The 19,255-nt window shown below is 51.2% G+C and carries 16 protein-coding genes, 1 tRNA gene and 1 pseudogene; 7 read left to right on the top strand and 11 right to left on the bottom strand.

Annotated elements, in window-relative coordinates:
* Positions 1-5: 5 nt before the first annotated feature.
* The 7 genes from CHB92_RS23250 to CHB92_RS23280 all read right to left on the bottom strand — a co-directional run bounded on the left by CHB92_RS23250 (position 6) and on the right by CHB92_RS23280 (position 9,524).
* On the bottom strand, positions 6-3,416 hold the full coding sequence (locus tag CHB92_RS23250) for an efflux RND transporter permease subunit (RefSeq protein WP_089321636.1): 3,411 nt from the start codon (positions 3,414-3,416) through the stop codon (positions 6-8).
* A gap of 19 nt (positions 3,417-3,435) precedes the next feature.
* Positions 3,436-4,584, bottom strand: a complete 1,149-nt coding sequence (locus tag CHB92_RS23255) for an efflux RND transporter periplasmic adaptor subunit (protein ID WP_089321637.1) — start codon at positions 4,582-4,584, stop codon at positions 3,436-3,438.
* A gap of 29 nt (positions 4,585-4,613) precedes the next feature.
* Positions 4,614-5,981: a TolC family protein gene (locus CHB92_RS23260; RefSeq protein ID WP_089321638.1), complete on the bottom strand. Its 1,368-nt coding sequence runs from the start codon at positions 5,979-5,981 to the stop codon at positions 4,614-4,616.
* 30 nt (positions 5,982-6,011) lie between these two features.
* Positions 6,012-6,644: a TetR/AcrR family transcriptional regulator gene (locus CHB92_RS23265; RefSeq protein WP_089321639.1), complete on the bottom strand. Its 633-nt coding sequence runs from the start codon at positions 6,642-6,644 to the stop codon at positions 6,012-6,014.
* A gap of 273 nt (positions 6,645-6,917) precedes the next feature.
* Positions 6,918-7,661: a LytR/AlgR family response regulator transcription factor gene (locus CHB92_RS23270; protein ID WP_089321640.1), complete on the bottom strand. Its 744-nt coding sequence runs from the start codon at positions 7,659-7,661 to the stop codon at positions 6,918-6,920.
* The gene (locus tag CHB92_RS23275) at positions 7,654-8,682 is read right to left on the bottom strand and encodes a sensor histidine kinase (RefSeq protein ID WP_245842850.1); all 1,029 of its coding nucleotides are present in this window, start codon (positions 8,680-8,682) and stop codon (positions 7,654-7,656) included. Before CHB92_RS23275 ends, CHB92_RS23270 begins: the two co-directional genes overlap by 8 nt.
* Before the next feature lie 14 nt (positions 8,683-8,696).
* A complete protein-coding gene (locus CHB92_RS23280) occupies positions 8,697-9,524 on the bottom strand; it encodes a LiaF transmembrane domain-containing protein (RefSeq protein WP_089321641.1) in 828 nt (275 codons plus the stop codon).
* A 563-nt stretch (positions 9,525-10,087) separates the two neighbouring features.
* Here CHB92_RS23280 and pheS point away from each other — a divergent pair.
* The 3 genes from pheS (at position 10,088) to CHB92_RS23295 (ending at position 11,947) form a co-directional block, all read left to right on the top strand.
* Positions 10,088-11,113: a phenylalanine--tRNA ligase subunit alpha gene (gene pheS / locus CHB92_RS23285; RefSeq protein WP_089321651.1), complete on the top strand. Its 1,026-nt coding sequence runs from the start codon at positions 10,088-10,090 to the stop codon at positions 11,111-11,113.
* A gap of 129 nt (positions 11,114-11,242) precedes the next feature.
* Positions 11,243-11,737, top strand: a complete 495-nt coding sequence (locus tag CHB92_RS23290) for a Rieske 2Fe-2S domain-containing protein (RefSeq protein ID WP_245842851.1) — start codon at positions 11,243-11,245, stop codon at positions 11,735-11,737.
* 136 nt (positions 11,738-11,873) lie between these two features.
* Positions 11,874-11,947, top strand: a tRNA-Asn gene (locus CHB92_RS23295).
* 572 nt (positions 11,948-12,519) lie between these two features.
* Here CHB92_RS23295 and CHB92_RS23300 read toward each other — a convergent pair.
* Positions 12,520-12,912 carry a response regulator gene (locus CHB92_RS23300; RefSeq protein WP_144266377.1) on the bottom strand — a complete coding sequence of 131 codons (393 nt, stop codon included), beginning with the start codon at positions 12,910-12,912 and terminating at the stop codon, positions 12,520-12,522.
* 536 nt (positions 12,913-13,448) lie between these two features.
* On the opposite strand from CHB92_RS23300, the gene CHB92_RS23305 reads away from it, so the two are divergent.
* Together CHB92_RS23305 and CHB92_RS23310 are read left to right on the top strand one after the other, a co-directional pair.
* Positions 13,449-14,111, top strand: a complete 663-nt coding sequence (locus tag CHB92_RS23305) for a cation transporter (protein WP_089321643.1) — start codon at positions 13,449-13,451, stop codon at positions 14,109-14,111.
* A 351-nt stretch (positions 14,112-14,462) separates the two neighbouring features.
* Positions 14,463-15,368 (top strand): class I SAM-dependent methyltransferase, encoded by a 906-nt coding sequence (locus CHB92_RS23310; protein WP_089321644.1) that lies wholly within the window; start codon positions 14,463-14,465, stop codon positions 15,366-15,368.
* An 84-nt stretch (positions 15,369-15,452) separates the two neighbouring features.
* Here the strand turns inward: CHB92_RS23310 and CHB92_RS26530 are convergent.
* Positions 15,453-16,144: pseudogene (locus CHB92_RS26530) on the bottom strand (SOS response-associated peptidase).
* A 256-nt stretch (positions 16,145-16,400) separates the two neighbouring features.
* Between CHB92_RS26530 and CHB92_RS23320 the strand changes: the two are divergent.
* On the top strand, positions 16,401-17,168 hold the full coding sequence (locus CHB92_RS23320; RefSeq protein ID WP_089321645.1) for a S1/P1 nuclease: 768 nt from the start codon (positions 16,401-16,403) through the stop codon (positions 17,166-17,168).
* A 220-nt stretch (positions 17,169-17,388) separates the two neighbouring features.
* On the top strand, positions 17,389-17,559 hold the full coding sequence (locus CHB92_RS25945; protein WP_179223143.1) for a hypothetical protein: 171 nt from the start codon (positions 17,389-17,391) through the stop codon (positions 17,557-17,559).
* Positions 17,560-17,702: 143 nt separating this feature from the next.
* On the opposite strand, the gene CHB92_RS23325 is transcribed toward CHB92_RS25945, so the two are convergent.
* Together CHB92_RS23325 and CHB92_RS23330 are read right to left on the bottom strand one after the other, a co-directional pair.
* A complete protein-coding gene (locus CHB92_RS23325; protein ID WP_089321646.1) occupies positions 17,703-18,311 on the bottom strand; it encodes a sterol desaturase family protein in 609 nt (202 codons plus the stop codon).
* Positions 18,312-18,440: 129 nt separating this feature from the next.
* Positions 18,441-18,941, bottom strand: a complete 501-nt coding sequence (locus CHB92_RS23330; protein ID WP_245842855.1) for a shikimate kinase — start codon at positions 18,939-18,941, stop codon at positions 18,441-18,443.
* Positions 18,942-19,255 lie beyond the last annotated feature (314 nt).

Here is a 19,255-nt window from a genome sequence, read left to right on the forward strand (position 1 = left end):
GGTATTTAAAGTGTGTATTCTCTAACTTTTCCATTCAAACGGCGCTCCTCCTCATGCAGGACAACACCGCCTTTTTTCTTTCCATTAATTTTCTCCGCCAGCTTCTCGTTCAGCAGGTACATGACCGGCACAACCAGCAGGGTAATAATCGTAGCAAAGGCAAGGCCAAAAATGATGGTCCAGGCCAATGGCCCCCAAAAGGCGGCACTGTCGCCACCCAGGAAGAAACCCGCCTCAAACTCCGTAAACAAAGTATAGAAGTTTAGGTTTAGGCCAATGGCCAGCGGAATCAAGCCCAATATGGTGGCCGTGGCCGTGAGCAGCACGGGGTTCAGACGGGTCTTGCCTGCCTCCACAATCGCTTCGCGCAAAGGAACCCCTTCACCGCGCAGGATGTCGGTGAACTCCACGATCAGGATGCCATTCTTCACCACGATACCCGCCAGGGCCACAATTCCCACCCCCGTCATCACCACCGAGGCATCCATCCCGAAGATGGAGAAGCCCAGCAGTACGCCGATGATGGAGAACAACACCTCCGACAGGATAATAAACGGCTTCGACACCGAGTTAAATTGTGTCACCAGGATCAAAAAGATGATCAGGAAAGCCGCCACCAGGGCAATCATCAGGAACTCCATCGTCTCCTGCTGCTCTTCCTGCTGACCGCCCAGGCGGACCTCAAAGCCCTCCGGTGTCTGGAAGTTTTGCAGCGAAGTTTCTATCTGCTGCACCACCTCATTTGGATTATAGCCATTCAGCACGTTCGACTCCAGCGTTACCATGCGCTTTAGGTCGCTGCGCTTGATCCCCCCGTACGAGGTAGTGTACTCAATGTCCGCCACCGATGAAAGCGGTATCTGGCGCACTAAACCGGTGTTCATATCGCGGTACGTGATGCGCATATCCAGCAGGGCGTCGATGTTATCACGGTACGGCTCTGCATAGCGTACCTGTATCGGGTACTCGTCCTCGTCGCGTTTAAAGGTAGAAGCTTCTTTACCAAAGATGGCCGTCCGTATCTCCTGCCCTATCTGCCCGGTGCTGATGCCCTCGCGGTTGGCCCGCTCCCGGTCGATGTTGACGAGGATCTCCGGCTTGCTGTCCTCCAGGTCAGAACGGAGCTCCTCAATCCCGCCGATGCTCTGCTGCTCAATATACTGCTCCACTTGCTTCGACAACTCCACTAGCTGGTCAAAGTCCTCACCGGCAATCTCCACCGAGATAGGCTTGCCCACAGGCGGTCCGCTTTGCTCCTTGTCCACAGTGATGTTAACACCAGGCAGTCCCTTCACCGCTTCCCGTATCTGGTTCAGGTATTCGGCGGTGGAGGTCGCCCCTACCCGGTCTTTATACTCCACAAAGGCAACGGTAACCTTTCCTTTATGAGATTGTGGTGTCACGCTACGGTCATTCTGGTCGCCAGCCCCAATGGCCACGTTCGAAATCACCGATTCCACGTCCGGATTATCCGCTCCGATTACCTTATACACCCGCTGCTCTACCAGCTTCGTCACCGAGTCTGTTACGGCCTGGTCGGTGCCGATAGGCATGTTGATGTAAGTGTATACAAAGTTAGGGTCGCCGGACGGAAAGAACACCATTTGGGGCGGGCGCAAGGCTGTGAGCCCTAGCGAAAAGATAAGCAAGGCAATCACCCCCAGAAACACGCCTATCGGCCGCCAGCCAACCAGCATCCAGCGCAGCAGGCTTTCGTAGCCTGACATGAACCGCGGCAGTACCTTGTGCTGGAACTTGTCAATCAACCTAGTGAAGACGTACTTGTTCAACAGCACCAGCAGCACAGCCAGGATAGCCAGGTTAGCTGTGCCGTACCAGCCTATGACGTACCCTGCTATCGCTACCGCAAAACCCAGAGCTATCAACCCCCAGAATATCTTGCGTGACCCTGGGGAAACCTCATTCTCGTGCCCCTTCTTCATAAAAGACACGGCAAACACCGGGTTGATGATAAAGGCTACCAGCAACGACGACATCAGCGTAATGATCAGCGTGATGGGCAGAAAGAACATGAACTTTCCCACCACACCCGGCCAGAAAGCCAGGGGCAGGAAAGGGGCCACCGTCGTTAGCGTACCCGCCAATACCGGAACAAACACCTCGCCGGCCGCCGCTTTTGCCGCTTTCACAACGCTCAGGTTGGTAGTATGGTAAATGCGGTGCGTGTTCTCAATCACCACAATGGCGTCGTCCACCACAATGCCCAGGGCCAGCAGGAAGGAAAAGAGCACGATCATGTTCAGCGAGAAGCCCAAGGTGGGCATCAGGATAAAGGCCAGGAACATGGAGATCGGCACGGAAAGGCCAACGAACAGGGCGTTGGTCGTGCCCATAAAGAACATCAGGATCACGGTTACCAGCACAAAACCGATGATGATGGTGTTGATCAGGTCGTTGAGCGTGTGGCGCGTCATCTTAGACTGGTCGCCGGTGATGGTTATCGTCAGATCTTCCGGCAGCACGGAGCCCTCCATCTCGTCGATCACCTCACGGATCTTGTCAGAGGCCTCGATCAGGTTCTCGCCGCTGCGCTTGATCACGTTCAGGGTAATCACCGGCGCATTGTCCAGGCGGGCATAGCTTTCCTGCTCCTCAAAGCCCTCTTTCACCTCCGCGATGTCGCCCAGGCGAATGTTACCGCCTGCCACTGACTTGATAACGATACCCGCGATCTTTTCCGGGTCCGCATACTGGCCCGCCACGCGCACAGAGCGCTTCATTTCGCCTACTGTGATGTTGCCTCCGGACACCGTCACGTTTTCGGAAGCGATGGCACGCTCGATGTCGGTGAAGGTAACTTTAGCCGCCTGCATCTTATACATGTCCACGTTCACCTGCACCTCTTTGTCCAGGGCGCCGATCATGTCTACGCGGGTGATCTCCGGGAAGCCCTCGATGCGGTCCTGCAGGTCCTCGGCGTACTGCTTCAGCTGGTCCAGGCTGTAGTTACCCGACACGTTCACGTACATGATCGGAATCTCGGAGAAGTTCACCTCCTGCACGTCCGGCTCCTGCGGCAGGTCGGTAGGCAGCTCTGCGCGGGCTTTGTCCACGGCATCCTTCACCAGCTGCTTGGCCTCAGCCACCTCCACATCGGTGTTGAACTCCACGGTGATCATCGAGAAGTCCTGCACAGAGTTGGAGCTTACCTCCTTTACCCCATTCAGGGCCTTGATCTCTTTCTCAATAGGCCGCGTCACGAGGTTCTCCATGTCGACGGGCGAGGTACCGGGATACACCGTGGCCACAAACACGGTGGGGATCACGATATCGGGGAAGTTCTCTTTCTGCAGGTTGATATAAGAAAATATCCCCGCCAGCGTGATAATGATGGTCACGATATAGATGCTCGTTCTGTTATCGATGGACCAACTGGTTGGTTTAAACTCTTTCATAGTTTTATGCGTTTGGAACTTACTTTTGCGTCAGGCTCTGCTGCGCAAACACGACAGGCTGCCCCTCGTTCAGGCTTTGGTAGCCGGCTGTAATCACCTGCTCGTTGCCTGTAAGGCCGCTCAGCACCTCCACCTTGCCGTTGTAGCTCATGCCGGTCTCTATCTCTTTGCGGACCGCCACATACTGGTTGTCCTGCTTCTGGGCCACGTACACGTACTGCCTGTTCTCGTCCTTCTGCACCAGGTTTACCGGCAATACCACCACGCCTTCGTTCTGGTAGTCCTGTATGCGCACCACGGCCACCATGTTCGGGCGGAATGTAATGTTCTGGCCATTCTGCAGGCTCAGCTCTACGGTAAAGGTGCGGCTCACGGGGTCGATGTACTGGCTCACCACCCCCACGGTCGTCTCTACCTCCTTCTTCAGGTCCGGGAAATAGACCACGGCCTTATCCCCTTTGTTGATCTTGTCCTGATAGGTCTCCGACACCTCGGCCACAATTTTACCCCCCTGGGTATTTACCACGCGCACAATACCCATTCCGGGCATCACAGCCTCCCCGGCATTCGGAATCACGTTGTCCACGGTGCCGCTGATAGGGGACGTCACATTGTACTGCTCACGCTGCTGCTGCAGGGTGGCCAGGCTGCGCTCCAGGGCCTCTTTGTTGTTCTTGGCCGTCAGGTACTGCATCTCCGTGCCGATCTTCTGATTCCAGAGGTTCTCCTGCTTCTCGTAGGCGATGCGGGCCAGGTCCAGGCGGGTTCTTACCTCAGCCATGTTCTGCTCCAGCACCTGCGCATCAATCGTGGCCAGCGTTTGCCCCTTCGACACGCGGTCGCCTGGCTCTACGCGCACGCTGGTCAGCACACCGCCCACTTTGGGGCTGACCAGCACGTTCTGGTCGAAGTCCACTTTGCCCTGCATCTCCAGGTAATGACGGAAAGTGTCCTGCTCCACGGCAGTGACGCTTACCGGCACCGTCTTTTTCTCGGTGGCTACTGCCTGGCCTCCGGCTTTCAACTCCGCTTCGAGGGCGGCGATCTGCTCATCCAGGCGCTCCCGCTCTTCCTTCAGCTGGGTCAGCTCCGCCTCCTTGTCCTCACCGCCACATGCGGTAAGGCCGAGCACCAGGGCCAGGGAGGAAATCCCCAGGATTCGTTTCATGCTAGGTTTTAGTCTTCTTTTCATTCGTTTTATTTTGCTTGTAGTGTTCCTGTGGCTTTTTCGAGGTTTACTTTGGCGATAAGGGCATCGTACATGGCCGCGTAGTAGTTGGTCTGGGCCTCCCGCAGGTCCGTCTCAGCGTTCACCACCTCCAGGTTGCTGCCTACCCCTTCCTGGAACTTGATCTTCGCTACCCGGGCGATCTCTGCCGCCAACTCCAGATTCTCCCGCTGCGCATCCAGCATATCCAGGGCGTTCGTTAGTTCGGCAGAGGCCTGCTCCAGTTCCAGGTCTATGCTTTGGCGGAGGGTCTCGAACCCGAACTTGGTGTTCTCCAGGGCCAGCTTGGCCTGCTGGATCTGGTAGTGCTTGCGCAGGCCATCGAAGATAGGCACCTGCAGCTGCCCGCCCACATACCCGAACTCCAGCCAGTTGTTCAGGTTCGATACCTGGCCAAACTCGTTGCCGGCTGCCAGGTAGCCGTAACGGCTATTGAGGAATAACTTGGGAAGGTACCCTGCTTTGCGGTTGCGCAGATCCAGTTCCGCCAAGTCACGCTGCGTCTCCAGAATGGAGTATTCGATGCGGTCGCTGTAGTTAAAGTTGCGGGGGGCCAGCTTGCTCATATCTACTTCTACCTCCTCCAATTCGTCTGTCAGCTCGATAAGCTGTGCCTGCTCCACCCCCATCTGGAACTTGAGCAGGTTCTCGCTCAGCTCCATCAGGCGGACTGTTTTCTGCTTCTCAACCTTCAGGTTATTTAACTGCACGCGCAGGCGGTCCACGTCCAGCTTCTCGGCCACCCCGTTTTCGAACATAATAGCCGTCTGGGTAAGCAAAGTATCCAGGCGTACCAGGTTCTGCTCCAGCAATTCCATGCGCTCTCGGTTCACCAGCACTCCATAGTAGGCTTTGGATACCTGCTCTGCCACCTCAATCTCACTCTGCTGCGTTGTCTTGCGCGATAGCTCCTTGTAGGTGTTGGCTGCTTTCAGGCCGATCAGGTAAGCGCCATCGAACAGCATCTGGCTGGCCGTAACGGTCGCGTTTGCGGTATAGGCGGGTGTAAAAGTTACCGGCACGAAAGTACCGGGCTCAGGAGCGTTAGGGTTGTTCGGGTCCTGGAAGAACTCGGCCGGCAGGAAGCTCTGCTGTTGGATAAAGTTATCGCCAACATCCAGGGAGCCATTTATTTGCGGCAAGCCTGCCGCCCTGATCTCCCCAACACGGGCCCGGGCAATGTTTTCCTCGTTGCGGGTGGCTTTCAGGCTGGCCCTGTTCTGCAAGGCATAGTCAATGCTCTGCTGCAGACTGTAGCGCTCTGGTGCCTGCCCTTGCGCGTAAAAAGAGCCTAATAGCAAGGCCAGAGAGGCAATCAGGCTGATTCTGTTTTTCATAATTTTATGTTAGGTAGTGGGTAGTGGTACTTATTCTTCTTCGGTGATGTGCTTGTACTCGTTGATCATCTTGTGCCCCCTGATGGTGGCCATGCCCAACATGTAGTGCTCCAACAAATGCTGCTGCACTTTCTGCAGGTCAAACTCATGTGGCGGAAAGAGCCGGGTGTCAAAGGCCAGCTCGATCATTCCCAGGCGCATACGCCCCATGATCTCTACATCCAGGTCGCCCCGGTACAGGCCCTCCGCCACGCCGCGCAGGATATTCAGCTTCACCTTGTCCAGCATAAAGCCATACTTGTGGTTCAGCCACAGCTCCCAACTGCCTGGGTAATATTTCTGCACGTCATGAAAAATAGACGGGTGAATGGTTACCAGTATATGCCTGGTCATCTCCATCATACCCCATAATTCTTCTATGGCATTGTGGGCACCTTTTAAAGCGGCCTCGCAGTCCTTCTCTACAACTTTCAAAAAGCCCTCGCAGGCATAGAACACGACCTCGTCCTTGTTTGCAAACCACTTGTAGATCGTTTTCTTCGACATCGCCAAATGCTGGGCAATATCGTCCATCGACACGCTCCTGATTCCTCTCTGGCAGAAGAGTTCAAAAGCCGATTGTGCAATCCTCTCTTTGATTTCTATGATTTCTTCTGTTTCCATTTCGCGGCAAAACTATGGAAACGTTTTGAATTCCGAAAGTTTCCAATTGTTATTTTGGTTTAACACGAAAGCCTTTCTTTTGTTCACATAAAGCTATGAGTCAACAGCTTAAGTTGCACACCAAAATTAACCTGCACTAATCTATTTATGACAAAAAAAGACAAAAACCGAAACAGGCGTAGTTTACAAGGATGTGTAATTGGACAAAAGAAACTTTACTTTCTCCATGCCCCATGCGGGGAGCCTTTGCTATATCGGAGATAACAGCGGCTGTTAAATTCCGAGAACGGCACGTAATTTTGAGTAGCCGCTTCTGCTGAGCGGGATTCGCTCCCCGTTTCTCAACAGGGCCACGTGGCTATCTTTCTCGAAGGGTTCGATGCGAGTGAGCTGGGCCAGGGCCAGGATAAAGGAACGATGCACACGCACAAACTGCCTGGGGTTCAATGCCTGCTCATACCAGCCCATGGTCTTCTTTTTCAGGAAGAGGCCCTCTTTGGTATGGATCCTCACATAGTCATCGTAGGCCTCCAGGTACAGCACGTCGTTTACTGGAATAATGCGGATGTTTTGCCCATCCTTCACCACGATGCGCAAGTGCTCCTCCGGCTGCTTGGCAATCATCGCTTCCAGAACTGCTGGACCAGCACCAAGGGCAGTGGCGGAGCGGCTGCCAAGCCACTTTTTTAGGGCGGCATCAAAACGCTCCTGGCTAAAGGGCTTTAACAGGTAGTCCACGGCGTTTGCCTCAAAGGCCTTGATGGCGTACGCATCAAAAGCCGTGGTAAAGATCACACCCGGCACCTGCTCCACCAGTTCCAGCATTTCAAAGCCGTTTATCTTGGGCATCTGCACATCCAGAAAGATCAGGTCCGGCTGGTGCTGCATAATGGCCTTCACCCCTTCAAAACCATCGCTGCACTCCTGCACTACCTGCACCTCCGGGTGCGCACGCAGGTACTCGAGCACAATGCTCCTGGCCAGAGGCTCATCGTCGATCACAAGACACTTAATCATGGTTTTGCGGTATTTTTATGGTGGTGGTGAAGACATGGTCCTGCTGGTGCACAGCAAGCAGGTCCTGCCGGGCGTAAAGCAAATATAAGCGGCGGCGCACAGATTCCAGCCCGAAACCGGTGCCTTCGTACGGTTGCTGTGTAGTAGGGTCGTATGGGTTCTGGGTAGTGACGACAAGTTGGCTATCCACCGCTGCTGCGTGAATCTTTATCGTGGTAGCGCCTACCGTACCATAAAGGCCAAACTTAATGGCGTTCTCCACCACAGGCTGCAGGAGCAGGGCCGGCAAGCGTAGGGGCAAGCTTTCTTCCTGCGCCTCCACCTCTATCTGCAAGCGATGCCCAAACCGCACTTTCTCTATGTCCAGGTACAGTTGCAGGTGCTTGAGCTCATCAGAAAGGCGTACTTGCTGCTGATTGTCTTTCCGGAGGGTGCCCCGTAAAAAGTCTGAGAGCTGCTGCACCATTTTCCGGGCCTGTTCCGGCTTCACACACACCAGTGCACTAATAGAGTTAAGGCTGTTAAACAGGAAATGCGGTTGCAGCTGCTGGCGCAGGTTATAGAGTTCTGCCTCCCGGGCCATCTTTTCAACGTCTCCTTTGCGCTTCTCGTCTTCCTGCCGCTCCAAAGTATAGAACCACATCCAGCTGAGGAGCAACAGCAGCAGGACCATCAGCCAGGCAAAAGCCATGCGTACGCCCAGTGTAGCATCCACAAACGCCAGATAAGCGGTCTCCTCTCCGTACAGCTTCCCCGACAACCAATAGAACAGGGCCATGCACATGCCTGCCAGGCCAAGGCTCCAGCCCAGCAGGTAAGCCCCCTGCTTTATACTGGGTTGGTAATACCGCAGGCCGGTGCCCATGGCATAGCCCCCTCCCACTAACAACAGGTTGGTAAGCAGGGCATCGGTGAGCGCTCTCTGCAGGTTAACGCCCCCCGCCCATACTAACAGCGTTTGCACGGCCACCCACAGCAAGGCCCAGCCAACATACACCTGTATAACCCGCAGCGGAAACACAGCCAGCCAGAGGGTTAGTAACTCTTAATGTTGAGCCCGCCAAACAAGGAAGTCCCCTTCAGGACAAGCACTTTATTTGGGTCGTAGCCGTTAACCGGCATGGGGCGCTTATCATCGAAGCCACCGAGTATGGCCACTATCTCCGACTTCACCTCCCAGTGTGGTGGCACAATAAGGGTGGTCCCCCCAAAAATTTGCGTTGCCTCCAGCACAGCGGGTCGCTGCAGGTCTGACTGGCTCAGGTTCAGCTCAGAGCCCCCGAATACGCTCACGATCTCTCCGCCTCTGAAATTCTTCGAGATGATGTTCTTCTTGATTCCCCCGAGTATGGCGGTAATATCCACTACCTCCTCAGAAGAGTAGCTCCCTTCTGTAGCGTATCCAGTGTTGGGTTCGCTTGCCTCTGTTGTGTAAAAGTCCTGCGGCCCAGCCCCTGTCGGGTTAGGCCGGGACTTCGGTCTAATGTTGTTGTCGTAGCGATTGCGGGGCTTTAGCATGACCCACAGCCCGATACCAATCAGCAGGAAGGGCCAGAAAAAGACACTCAGACTGAAGCCGGTGATTACCTCATTCAACAGGAAAGCGGAGCCGATCAGTACCAGCACCAGCCAGCCGGACTTGCGGAAGTTCTGCTTGAAGCCGATAAACAGACCGAGCACGATCAGGAACATCTGCCAGGAAAACACCCAGTAAGGCAGAAAGAAAATATCTAGCTTAGACGCCAGAATTACCAGACCTACTACGATCAACAGCAGGCCTGCCATTACTTTACCCCCAGAGCCACTGCGCGGGGACTCCCAGTTGTTACCGTAGTTGTTTGGGTTTCGATCTCTGTTTTCCATAGTCCTTTTCTTTAGCTTTCTGTTATAAAGGTACTATAAACCCACCGGTAGGGCTACAGGCAATAGGCAGGCTCTGGCAGAAAGTCGGTAAGCTGCGGTTTGGCGTCGGTAAGTGGTCATACAAAGTGTGGAAGCAGTTAGAGCTACTTCTGGTTTAAGCCTTACAACTGAACCGTTTAAGCTCTTCTCTAGCTTTTTGCCTCGCCGGTTGGGCCTTACTTTTTTCCTTATTAAGAGGTAGGGCCCCCTCAAAAAGAGAGTTACCACCCCACCTGCGGCACCCGTCCTTGAAAAAAGGAGGGAGTGTGCAAAAGGATTAGCCCTTCAAACAGAGGGCGCTATCCCTGACGCGGAACGCAGGTGGTTAACCATGAAAAAAGGCATTCATAAGTCGCTGGATGAGCAGTGCCAACACTAGCTTAGATGGCAAAACAATCCCCTGGCCTATGCCTAGCAAGACCTGTTAACGCCAAAGTTTTACCTACCGGTACAAAACACCTGCCTTTTAAGCGTATTATCCTGAGATGAAGGTAAAAAGCATCGAATTATTATCTTTGCATATTATGGTGGAGAACATACAACAAGTAGCACAAGAGATAGAGGCGGCACCGCTTACGAACGCTGCAGAGCTGGAGCAGTTCCGCATCGCTTACATTGGGCGTAAAGGTCGCATTGCAGATCTGTTTAATAACCTGAAAGAGGTGGCACCAGAGCAGCGCCGGGAAGTGGGCCAGCAACTGAACAGCCTAAAGAACCGTGCCCAGGAGCGTTTCGACCAGGCACAGGAGCAGCTTGCCAACGCCTCTGATAAGAATGCAGATACCGGCTTTGATTTTACGCTGCCAACTGTCCCCAACACGCTAGGCACCCGTCACCCGCTTTCGCTGGTACGCCAGGAGATCGTGCGTATTTTTGAGCGCATCGGCTTTAACGTAGCCGAAGGGCCGGAGATAGAGGACGACTGGCACAACTTCTCGGCCCTGAACTTCCCGGAAAACCACCCCGCCCGGGAAATGCAGGACACCTTCTTCCTGAGCGAAGACAAAGAGAGGTTGCTCCGCACGCATACTTCGACAGTGCAGGTGCGCCTGATGGAGAATAACCAGCCGCCGCTTCGCAGCATCATGCCGGGCCGCGTGTACCGCAATGAAGCGATCTCGGCACGGGCGCACATGGTGTTCCACCAGGTAGAGGGCCTGTACGTGAACAAGGGCGTGAGCTTTAAGGACCTGAAAGAAACCCTGTATTACTTTGCCAAGGAGATGTTCGGGCAGGACACCCAGATCCGTTTCCGTCCGTCTTTCTTTCCTTTCACAGAGCCAAGCGCCGAGATCGACATTACCTGCTTTATCTGCAAGGGCGCGGGCTGTAACATCTGCAAGGGCTCCGGCTGGGTAGAAATTGGGGGTTCCGGTATGGTAGACCCTGCCGTGCTCCAGAGCAGCGGTATCGATCCGGAAGAGTACTCTGGCTTTGCCTTTGGTATGGGAATCGAACGCATTACCATGCTGAAGTACCAGATCAAGGACCTGCGCCTTTTCACCGAGAACGACGTGCGCTTCCTGCGCCAGTTCGAGAGCATTATCTAGCACAACACTACAGCATAGTAGTTCAAAAGGGTTCTGCAGGCACCATTTACTTGTCCGCAGGGCCCTTTTGAACTTAATAGCCCGGCTGTTGTTGATTCTCCTGATCACCTTTTCTAAAAGAAACCTCTTATGACGACAGGTTCAGCTCCCTTTAGCAGGCATGAGATCTATAAACACACGCGTTTACGCCTGTCTTTTAGCTTAAGCAGAGCTTGGGTGCCGCTGCTACTGCTTCTCTTCTCCTTGCTCACCGCTTGTAAAGACAACAGTGCAGGCCCTGCAATCCCCAATGTATTCGTAAACGAGGAAATAAACGTAAGTAGCCAACTCTACCCCGAGCTACGCCGTGATGGGGGCTATGCCTATATTGGCGGGGGCTATAAGGGTATTCTGATCGTACGACAGAACGCCGGGCAGTACACGGCCTTTGAGCGTGCCTGCCCTTACGACCCTGCCGCCACCTGCTCAAAGGTAGAGATGGACGAGTCGAACCTGTTTTTGGTGGATAGGTGCTGCGGCTCTCAGTTTAATCTGCAAGGTAGTGTAATGGGCGGACCAGCCGTTCACCCGCTGAAGCAGTACGCCACCTCACTGTCAGGTTCTATCCTTTACATTTCAAACTAATTTTTTCTTTCTGATTTGCAGTAAATTACGAGATAAGCCAAAAGTTTTTTTGGGACAGCACTTGCGCAGTAAGCAAATCCGCCGTAATATTGCACCATCAATCAGCGGGAAAGCTGCTGAAAACAATAAAACAGATTCCTCCTTAGCTCAGTTGGTTAGAGCACCTGACTGTTAATCAGGGGGTCCCTGGTTCAAGCCCAGGAGGGGGAGCAAAAGAGAAAGCCACTTACGAGTCAAATCGTTAAGTGGCTTTTTTTATGCACATACAGTTGCTTATTCATGATTAGCTCCCCAGGTTCTAAATATCGCTAACCTTGCACTACTAGAATCTTTGCAGACAAGAAGCAACAGCTACAACCTCAGTTAGCCTATACCGAGCAGGTTATTTCGAAGACTTTCTGGATGTAGTCAGGATTGTGGGGTTTGAGTTTCTGCAGCTTGCCACAGGACACAGGGGCATAAAACAAAAACTCTTGCTAACACACGCGTAAGAAGTAAGCTATAAAATGGCAGCGAAATTACCAGTGGCTTCTGCTTTTATTGAAGGACTTCAAGAAGGGCACGTTACCTCGCTCTTACCCTCTTCCTTCTTCTACAGTACAAAGTAGGGAAGCTATTAAATTGCACTAACAGGCAGTTAACAAACCTTATCAGGATGAAGCATTAACAGGAAAGAGCCTCAAAGGTTACTGCGCATATACTCACCTGCAAAGAGCTTTTCCTTTTTCTACTGGAGGTCATGCTGCAACCGGTTGCCTGCATGTTATTGCAGCCACTAAAGGTTATGCTGCGTTACCTAGCTGTTGCTTTATTATACCCAAATGGGTTTCGGTCAAAGGCTTGCTGATAAACCCTTTCACCATAGCATGCTGCTCCGCCATTTGTTGCTCTGCTGAGTCTATAGAGGAGGTTAAGATGAAGACGGAGCAGTTGCTGGAGATTACGTTCTCATGTGGTTTTAACGCCTGCAAAAACTCCCAGCCGTTCATAGACGGCATATTTAGGTCAAGGAATATAACCTGAGGGGCATTTACCGCTAAATCCTCTGTCAGGTAACCTAGGGTTTCCTCAGCAGAAGAGAAAGTTGTTACCTGCTCCGTGAAGTTCTCCAGTTTCAGGACCATTTCTGTAACGAAAGAACTGAGCGGATCATCATCAATTATAAATGTCTTCACTATCGTCTGTCTAAGTCGTTTGCAAACTCTATAACTACACGATGCAATAAAACAGCATAGTTTTGCCAGGGGAAAGGAGACTTTAATTATAAAAATAACTTATATTATTAAATGTTTCCATATTACTAAAACATGTCACAACAACAAAGCAACTTTAAAAGCTGCACATTATCTATTTAACACATCTTCAAAGCAGCAACAAGTAACATACTTATTGCAGAAAAATCTGCTAACCAGGTTCACTGGTTTATGCTTAGGGGAAAAGAAAGTTATCTACGGATAAAACTGTTAAGCGGCTTTTCATACGCGTATAGTTTGCTTAGCGAATCTTATTCCTTTAAACTAGCGCTATGCGATTTTTACGTTAGTTATACTTTCCTCTTAACAGGTATAAGAGTAAAATTTTCCTGTACCTAAGGGCGCCAAGACGCTACCCGCCTGACCTTAAGTTGATTTAGAACTTCTCGCGTAACGTTTACTTACCCTTATAGTAGACTAAGAATTGACCTTTTTCTTCCATATTTTGTTATTGTGCCATGGATACAATCTCAATTATAAATACAGACAATAAGGCAAGGCTGTACAAAATAGCCTTTTGGCTCGCTTTGTTTACCATTGCTTACAATACAATAGAAGGTCTGGTCTCCACTTACCTGGGATATGAAGACGAGAGCCTTTCCCTGTTTGGCTTTGGGGCGGACAGCTTTATCGAGGTGATCTCTGGCATTGGCATTGCCCATATGGTGCTGCGCATACAACGAAACGACAACAGCCCTAGGGACAAGTTCGAGCGGACAGCACTGCGGATAACAGGCTTTGCCTTTTACACGCTGGTAGCGGGCCTTACTGTTACTAGTCTCTATAACATCTGGACGGGCCATAAGCCTGAGACCACCTTCTGGGGTGTTGTCATCTCCATTATCTCAATTGCTGTGATGTGGGCCCTGGTGTATACCAAGGAGCGTGTAGGCAACAAGTTGAACTCAGACGCCATTTTGGCCGATGCGGGCTGTACCCGGGTATGTATCTACATGTCCGTCATCCTGCTGGTGGCTAGCGGCATCTATGAACTAACAGGCATCCCTTATATCGACAGCATCGGCACGCTGGGCATCGCTTACTTTGCCTTTAAGGAAGGGAAAGAGTGCTTTGAGAAAGCAAACAGTGATAAACTGTGCAGCAGCAACTGCTGCTCTTAAGCTCTTTTAGTACCTGACGAACAGCTATAAAAAGCCTTACAAGAACTTGTAAGGCTTTTTGCTTTCTGCCTCGCCCTACAACAGTTTACTACCAGCCCATCATAAAAGTGCATAGCACTTAATAGAAGCTAAAGCAGTCGTCTAAATCAAGGAAGAGAGCCCTAAACTACAAGAAGCAAAATAATCCTCCTCAACCGTTATCCTAATTTACCTTCATGGAGTACAATAGCTAAAAGAGCGGTAAGACTTTTTACAGAAGGCACTTTTTACTGCTTCTTTTAGTAAAACAGAGCGCTTAATACCGATTCTTGAGGCATTTAAGCCTGCTCTGAAAACATAAACAGCTAGACTATGGCCAGCAAGAACGACCTTGACTTTACCTATACCACAATAGACAAGCTGTTCCGCTTGAGTTTAGGGGAATCAGCAGACTATAGTGGCGCCAAGTACGACGGAGACTTCTCTATGTCGTTGGAAGAAGCACAGCGTGCCAAGCACAAGTTCATTGCCGATAGCCTGAACATCAGGGAAGGCAGTAAAGTACTGGATATGGGCTGTGGCTGGGGTGCTTTCCTTACCTACGCTACCAAGGGAAAAAAAGCACAGGGCATAGGCTTGACCTTGTCGGAAGGGCAGGCAAAAGCCTGCCAGAAAAACGGCTTGCAAGTCTTTATAAAGGACTGTCGCTACGTGAAACCCGAAGACTTTGGGTTGTTTGACGCTGTTGTTTGTGTCGGGGCCTTTGAACATTTCTGTTCGATCGAGGAGTGGCAGGCAGGCAAACAAGAGACGGTGTACCGGAACTTCTTCAGAACCGTAAGCGAGTTGTTACCAGCAGGAGGCAGGTTCTATTTGCAAACTATGACGTTCAGCAAGAACATGCCCGCTTTTGAAGATGTTTCTGTAACTGCTAAAAAAGGGTCGCCAGAACATGTGCTTGCTTTAATGATAAAGGAGTTCCCTGGCTCCTGGCTCCCCTACGGCCCGGAAATGCTCCTCCAAAACGCCGCACCCGACTTTAAACTAATTTCGCAGAGTAGCGGCAGACTAGACTATATAGAAACCATCGGGCAGTGGCGAAAAAGATTTAGAAAGTTCAACCTCCAAAAGTATCTGCTGTATCTATCGCTTCTGCCTAAGTACCTGCTAGATAAAGAACTAAGGAATCAAATAGAAGTATTCCGGATAAGCCCTAACCGGGTCTGTTTTGAACTAGAGGTAATGGACCATTACCGAATGGTTTTTGAAAAAACCTGATACCTCCATTCAACAGCTGCACAAGCGCCCGGAGCTAAGGTGTGCCACAGGGTGCCGCACCTTAGCTCCGGGCGCCTGCTCTTTCTAACTGAACAGATCCCCCTGTTCTGCCACAGGCTCCAACACTTCGGGGCCGTCATTGGCGGGAGAGTTCACAAGAGAGGACACAGGATAGGCTTTCATCTCTTCGCTGGGGTAAGGACTGAGCAGGGACAGCAAATGCTCATCAGCAGGGGCATCAGAGAGCCACAGGTCCTCCTCCTCCGGATGCAAAAGTACTGGCATGCGCTCGTGAATAGGGCGCATTAGTTCGTTGGGTTCGGTGGTGATAAGCGTGTAGCTTCGGATCATCTCCCCCGTCTCTTTGTCTGCCCACTCGTCCCACAGCCCGGCAAAGCAAAAGATTCCCTCGTCTTTTAATAAAAAGCGATAGGGTGTCTTGCCGGTTGGGGAATTGCGCCACTCGTAAAACTGTCTGCCGGCACCAGGCAGCGCTTCCTATTTACCAGCCCTTTGTACAGGGGCTTTTCGGTGAGGCTCTCGGCACGGGCGTTAATGATCTTACGTTTATAGCTGTTCTCTTTAGCCCAGTGCGGTAAAAGGCCCCAGGTAAAGAACTGCAGCCTGTCGGGCTCCTCCCCTGTAATTACTGGCAAGCTCTGGGAAGGGGCCACATTATAGCGCTCCTGTACCTGCTGCTGTTTCAGGAGCCGCGCTGCCCGCACAGAGCCTTTCCCCTCTTTGTTTTTACTGATGATAGAATAGCGTCCGCACATAAGCCTTTTTCTTCCGGTGTACGGCAGAGGGCTTACGAAAGCTTCGAACCGGATAAAGGCTAACGCTCTTGAACTTACATGGCCCTACACCCCACATAAGTAAGCTTTGGCACATTTCCTGCTATAAACAGAGCAGAAATTTAGTCAGCTCCTGCACGTTAGGCCGGCTTCGCAGAAATTATTAACCTCGTTATAACATAGGTCAGAGAAATAATTCTTTGTTTTGTATTCTCAAATCAGCTAGCACAGCAAATAGATGAAAAAATTACTAAGCACCCTTTTATTAGCCGCTCTTGTTACCGGACAAGCGTTTGCCTGGGGCCAAAACGGCCACCGCGCTGTTGGGCTGGTAGCCGAGCAGCACTTGAGTAAAAAAGCCAAACGAGAAATTGCAAAGATCCTGGAGGGTAACTCCCTGGCCGAAGTTTCTGTTTGGATGGACGATATCCGCTCTGATAACGCTTACGACCACACGCATGACTGGCACTGGGTTACTATCCCGGGTGGCATGAAATACGAACAGACAGAGAAGAACCCGAACGGGGACGTGATCGCGAAAATAGAGGAAGCGATCAGTGCCCTCGAAGCGGGCAACCTGCCCAAAGAGCAGCAGCAGGAGTACCTTAAGTACCTGGTACACATGGTAGGCGACCTGCACCAGCCACTGCACGTGGGCACGGGCGATGACATGGGCGGTAATGCCGTAAAAGTAGAGTGGTTCGGAAAGCCCTCTAACTTGCATAGCGTGTGGGACAGCGGCATGATAGATGGCAAAAACCTGAGCTATACTGAACTGACGGAGTTCCTGGGTAAGCCTAGCAAAGAACAAGTAAAGCAGCTTCAGTCTACTTCTGTCAGGGACTGGGCGCACGAGTCGATGACCTACCGCGACCAGGTGTATGACCTGCCGGAAAACGGCAAGTTAAGCTACCGCTACTCTTATGAGAACTATGACCTGGTAGAGCAGCGCCTGCTAGAGGCCGGCATTCGCCTGGCTGGTATTCTGAATAACATCTACGGATAAGCGAAAGCTTTTCTGTAAAACCTCTTCCTAAAGCAAGGCTACCGGCACACCCGGTAGTCTTGCTTTTTTTCATCTCCCTCTCCTCTTAATTCCCTCTGCCCTAACTTTTTTCACGCTGTTGCAGTACTCTATAACATGGCAAAATCTTCATATAAATAGTTAGCCTTACCTCGCCATAGCCATTAGAGGGCCTGCTATTAAAACTTAAAGTGATAAAACTATGAGAAACATAAGAGTTTATTTTACGGTCATGCTCGTGCTGTTAACCTTTACGTTAAGCAGCTGCGAGTTTATAGGAGACGTATTTGAGGCAGGCATGTGGACAGCGCTTATCATCATTGTACTTGTCGTGCTGCTAATTGTCTGGATATTCCGAAAACTAAGAGGATAACACGCGTTTAATTTGAAAAAGGGGCTCAAAAGGCTCCTTTTTCGTGAACGTGAGGACCTGCACACCAAAAGAAACACTACTACCTGGAACGTAAAAAAGGGAGCCTTCTGAGCTCCCTTTTTTTTAATGTTTGCATGCTTTCTTTACTTCGCTTTCTTCGGCATGGTTCCCAAAATATAATCCCACAGCGGTGAAGAAACGCCATAAGCTACGTGCGGGTCTTTGTAGTGATGAATGCTGTGGTGCACCCAAAGTGTTTTTAGGGAATTCTTCGGTGGCGCATAGGCATGTACGGCATAATGCACGAATAAATACATGGCATAACCAAACAGCAGGCCTGCCACCACCCCAAACACAAACTGACCGAAGATCAGCTTGAAGATGAAAAAGAAGGCAGAAGCATAGAGTATGCTCACGATCGGAGGCATCGCCAAGCGGTCCTTGTCCTTCGGAAACTCATGGTGGTTGCCATGGAAGAGGTACTGCAAGCGCGCCTTCAGCGGCGTGTCTGTACTCATGTGGAACACGTAGCGGTGTGCCAGGTATTCTATCAGGGTAAAGATAAGCCAGCCCAGAAAGAAAAAACCTATGGCTTCTATCACATTAATAAAGCTGTAGGTAATTCCGTAGTAAATCAAGCCTGTTGCTATCGCAATGAAAATAGATATCGGCAGGGCAATGTGCGTTCTGCTCATCTTCTCAAGAACCGGGTTCTTGAAAAGCCGAGCACGTCCTTTATGGTTAGGTTTCATAGTTAGATTTTGCTGTTTTGGTTAACGCTGCAAAACTACTTAAATTTTAATTTGCTGCTACTTTTCGTCTACGTAAGCGTAGTATTTGGATGCTCGCTATAGGGATATAACGAGACCCTCTTGCTAGGGTTATAACAAAGAGCTTAATTGCTCTGATGTGATTGCGGCCCCCTTTACCTTGTGCCGGGCCTGCTCGTAGAAGGACCTTCTGTGTTCCAACATGTTATCTAAGAACTCCCGCAGTTCATCCTCTGTTTTGCCAGCCAAAAGGGGCCTTACCTGTAAGTTGGAAGCTAACAGTCGCTTTGCAAGCTCGGACGCGGGAACGTCCAGAAAGATACTTTCACCGTATTGGTTTATGAAATCCATGTTATCAAAGAAGCAGGGCGCTCCTCCGCCGGCTGATATAACCGCATGCTCATACTCCCGCACCACCGCCTCCAGGGCCTGCCGCTCCAACTCCCGGAATCGCTCCTGCCCTTGTTGCTCAAAGATATCCGCAATGGATCTCCCCTCTCGCTGCACAATGTATGCGTCCAGGTCCACGAAAGCATAGCCTAGCTGCGTGGCCAGTTGCTCACCCAAAGTGGTCTTACCACTGCCCATCATGCCCAGAAGAAAGATTTTCATTATGAAGAGTTATACGATAATGAATTAGAAGTTAAGATCGGAGTAGCTTTTGCCTGGGCAGGCCCGCTGTCCAAACTACGCAATAACCTGCGTTACGCGTACACGGTCTTAAAAGCAAGCTACCCCTCCAAGGGGAGAATTAATCCAATAACTGACTCCCCTCCTCGAAGCTAATCTTGTAGGGAAAAGTTTGTATTATTTTGTTGCGTTTCAAAGAGCCTCCATCCTTCTACCATATTTTGTAGTTTAACCAGTGCTTCTCCCAAGAGCTTTGCTCCCGGCAGTGGCTGTTTCTTTGTTTTCTGGAAGCCTGC

This window comes from Pontibacter ummariensis, assembly GCF_900188175.1.
GTDB classification, from domain to species: domain Bacteria; phylum Bacteroidota; class Bacteroidia; order Cytophagales; family Hymenobacteraceae; genus Pontibacter; species Pontibacter ummariensis.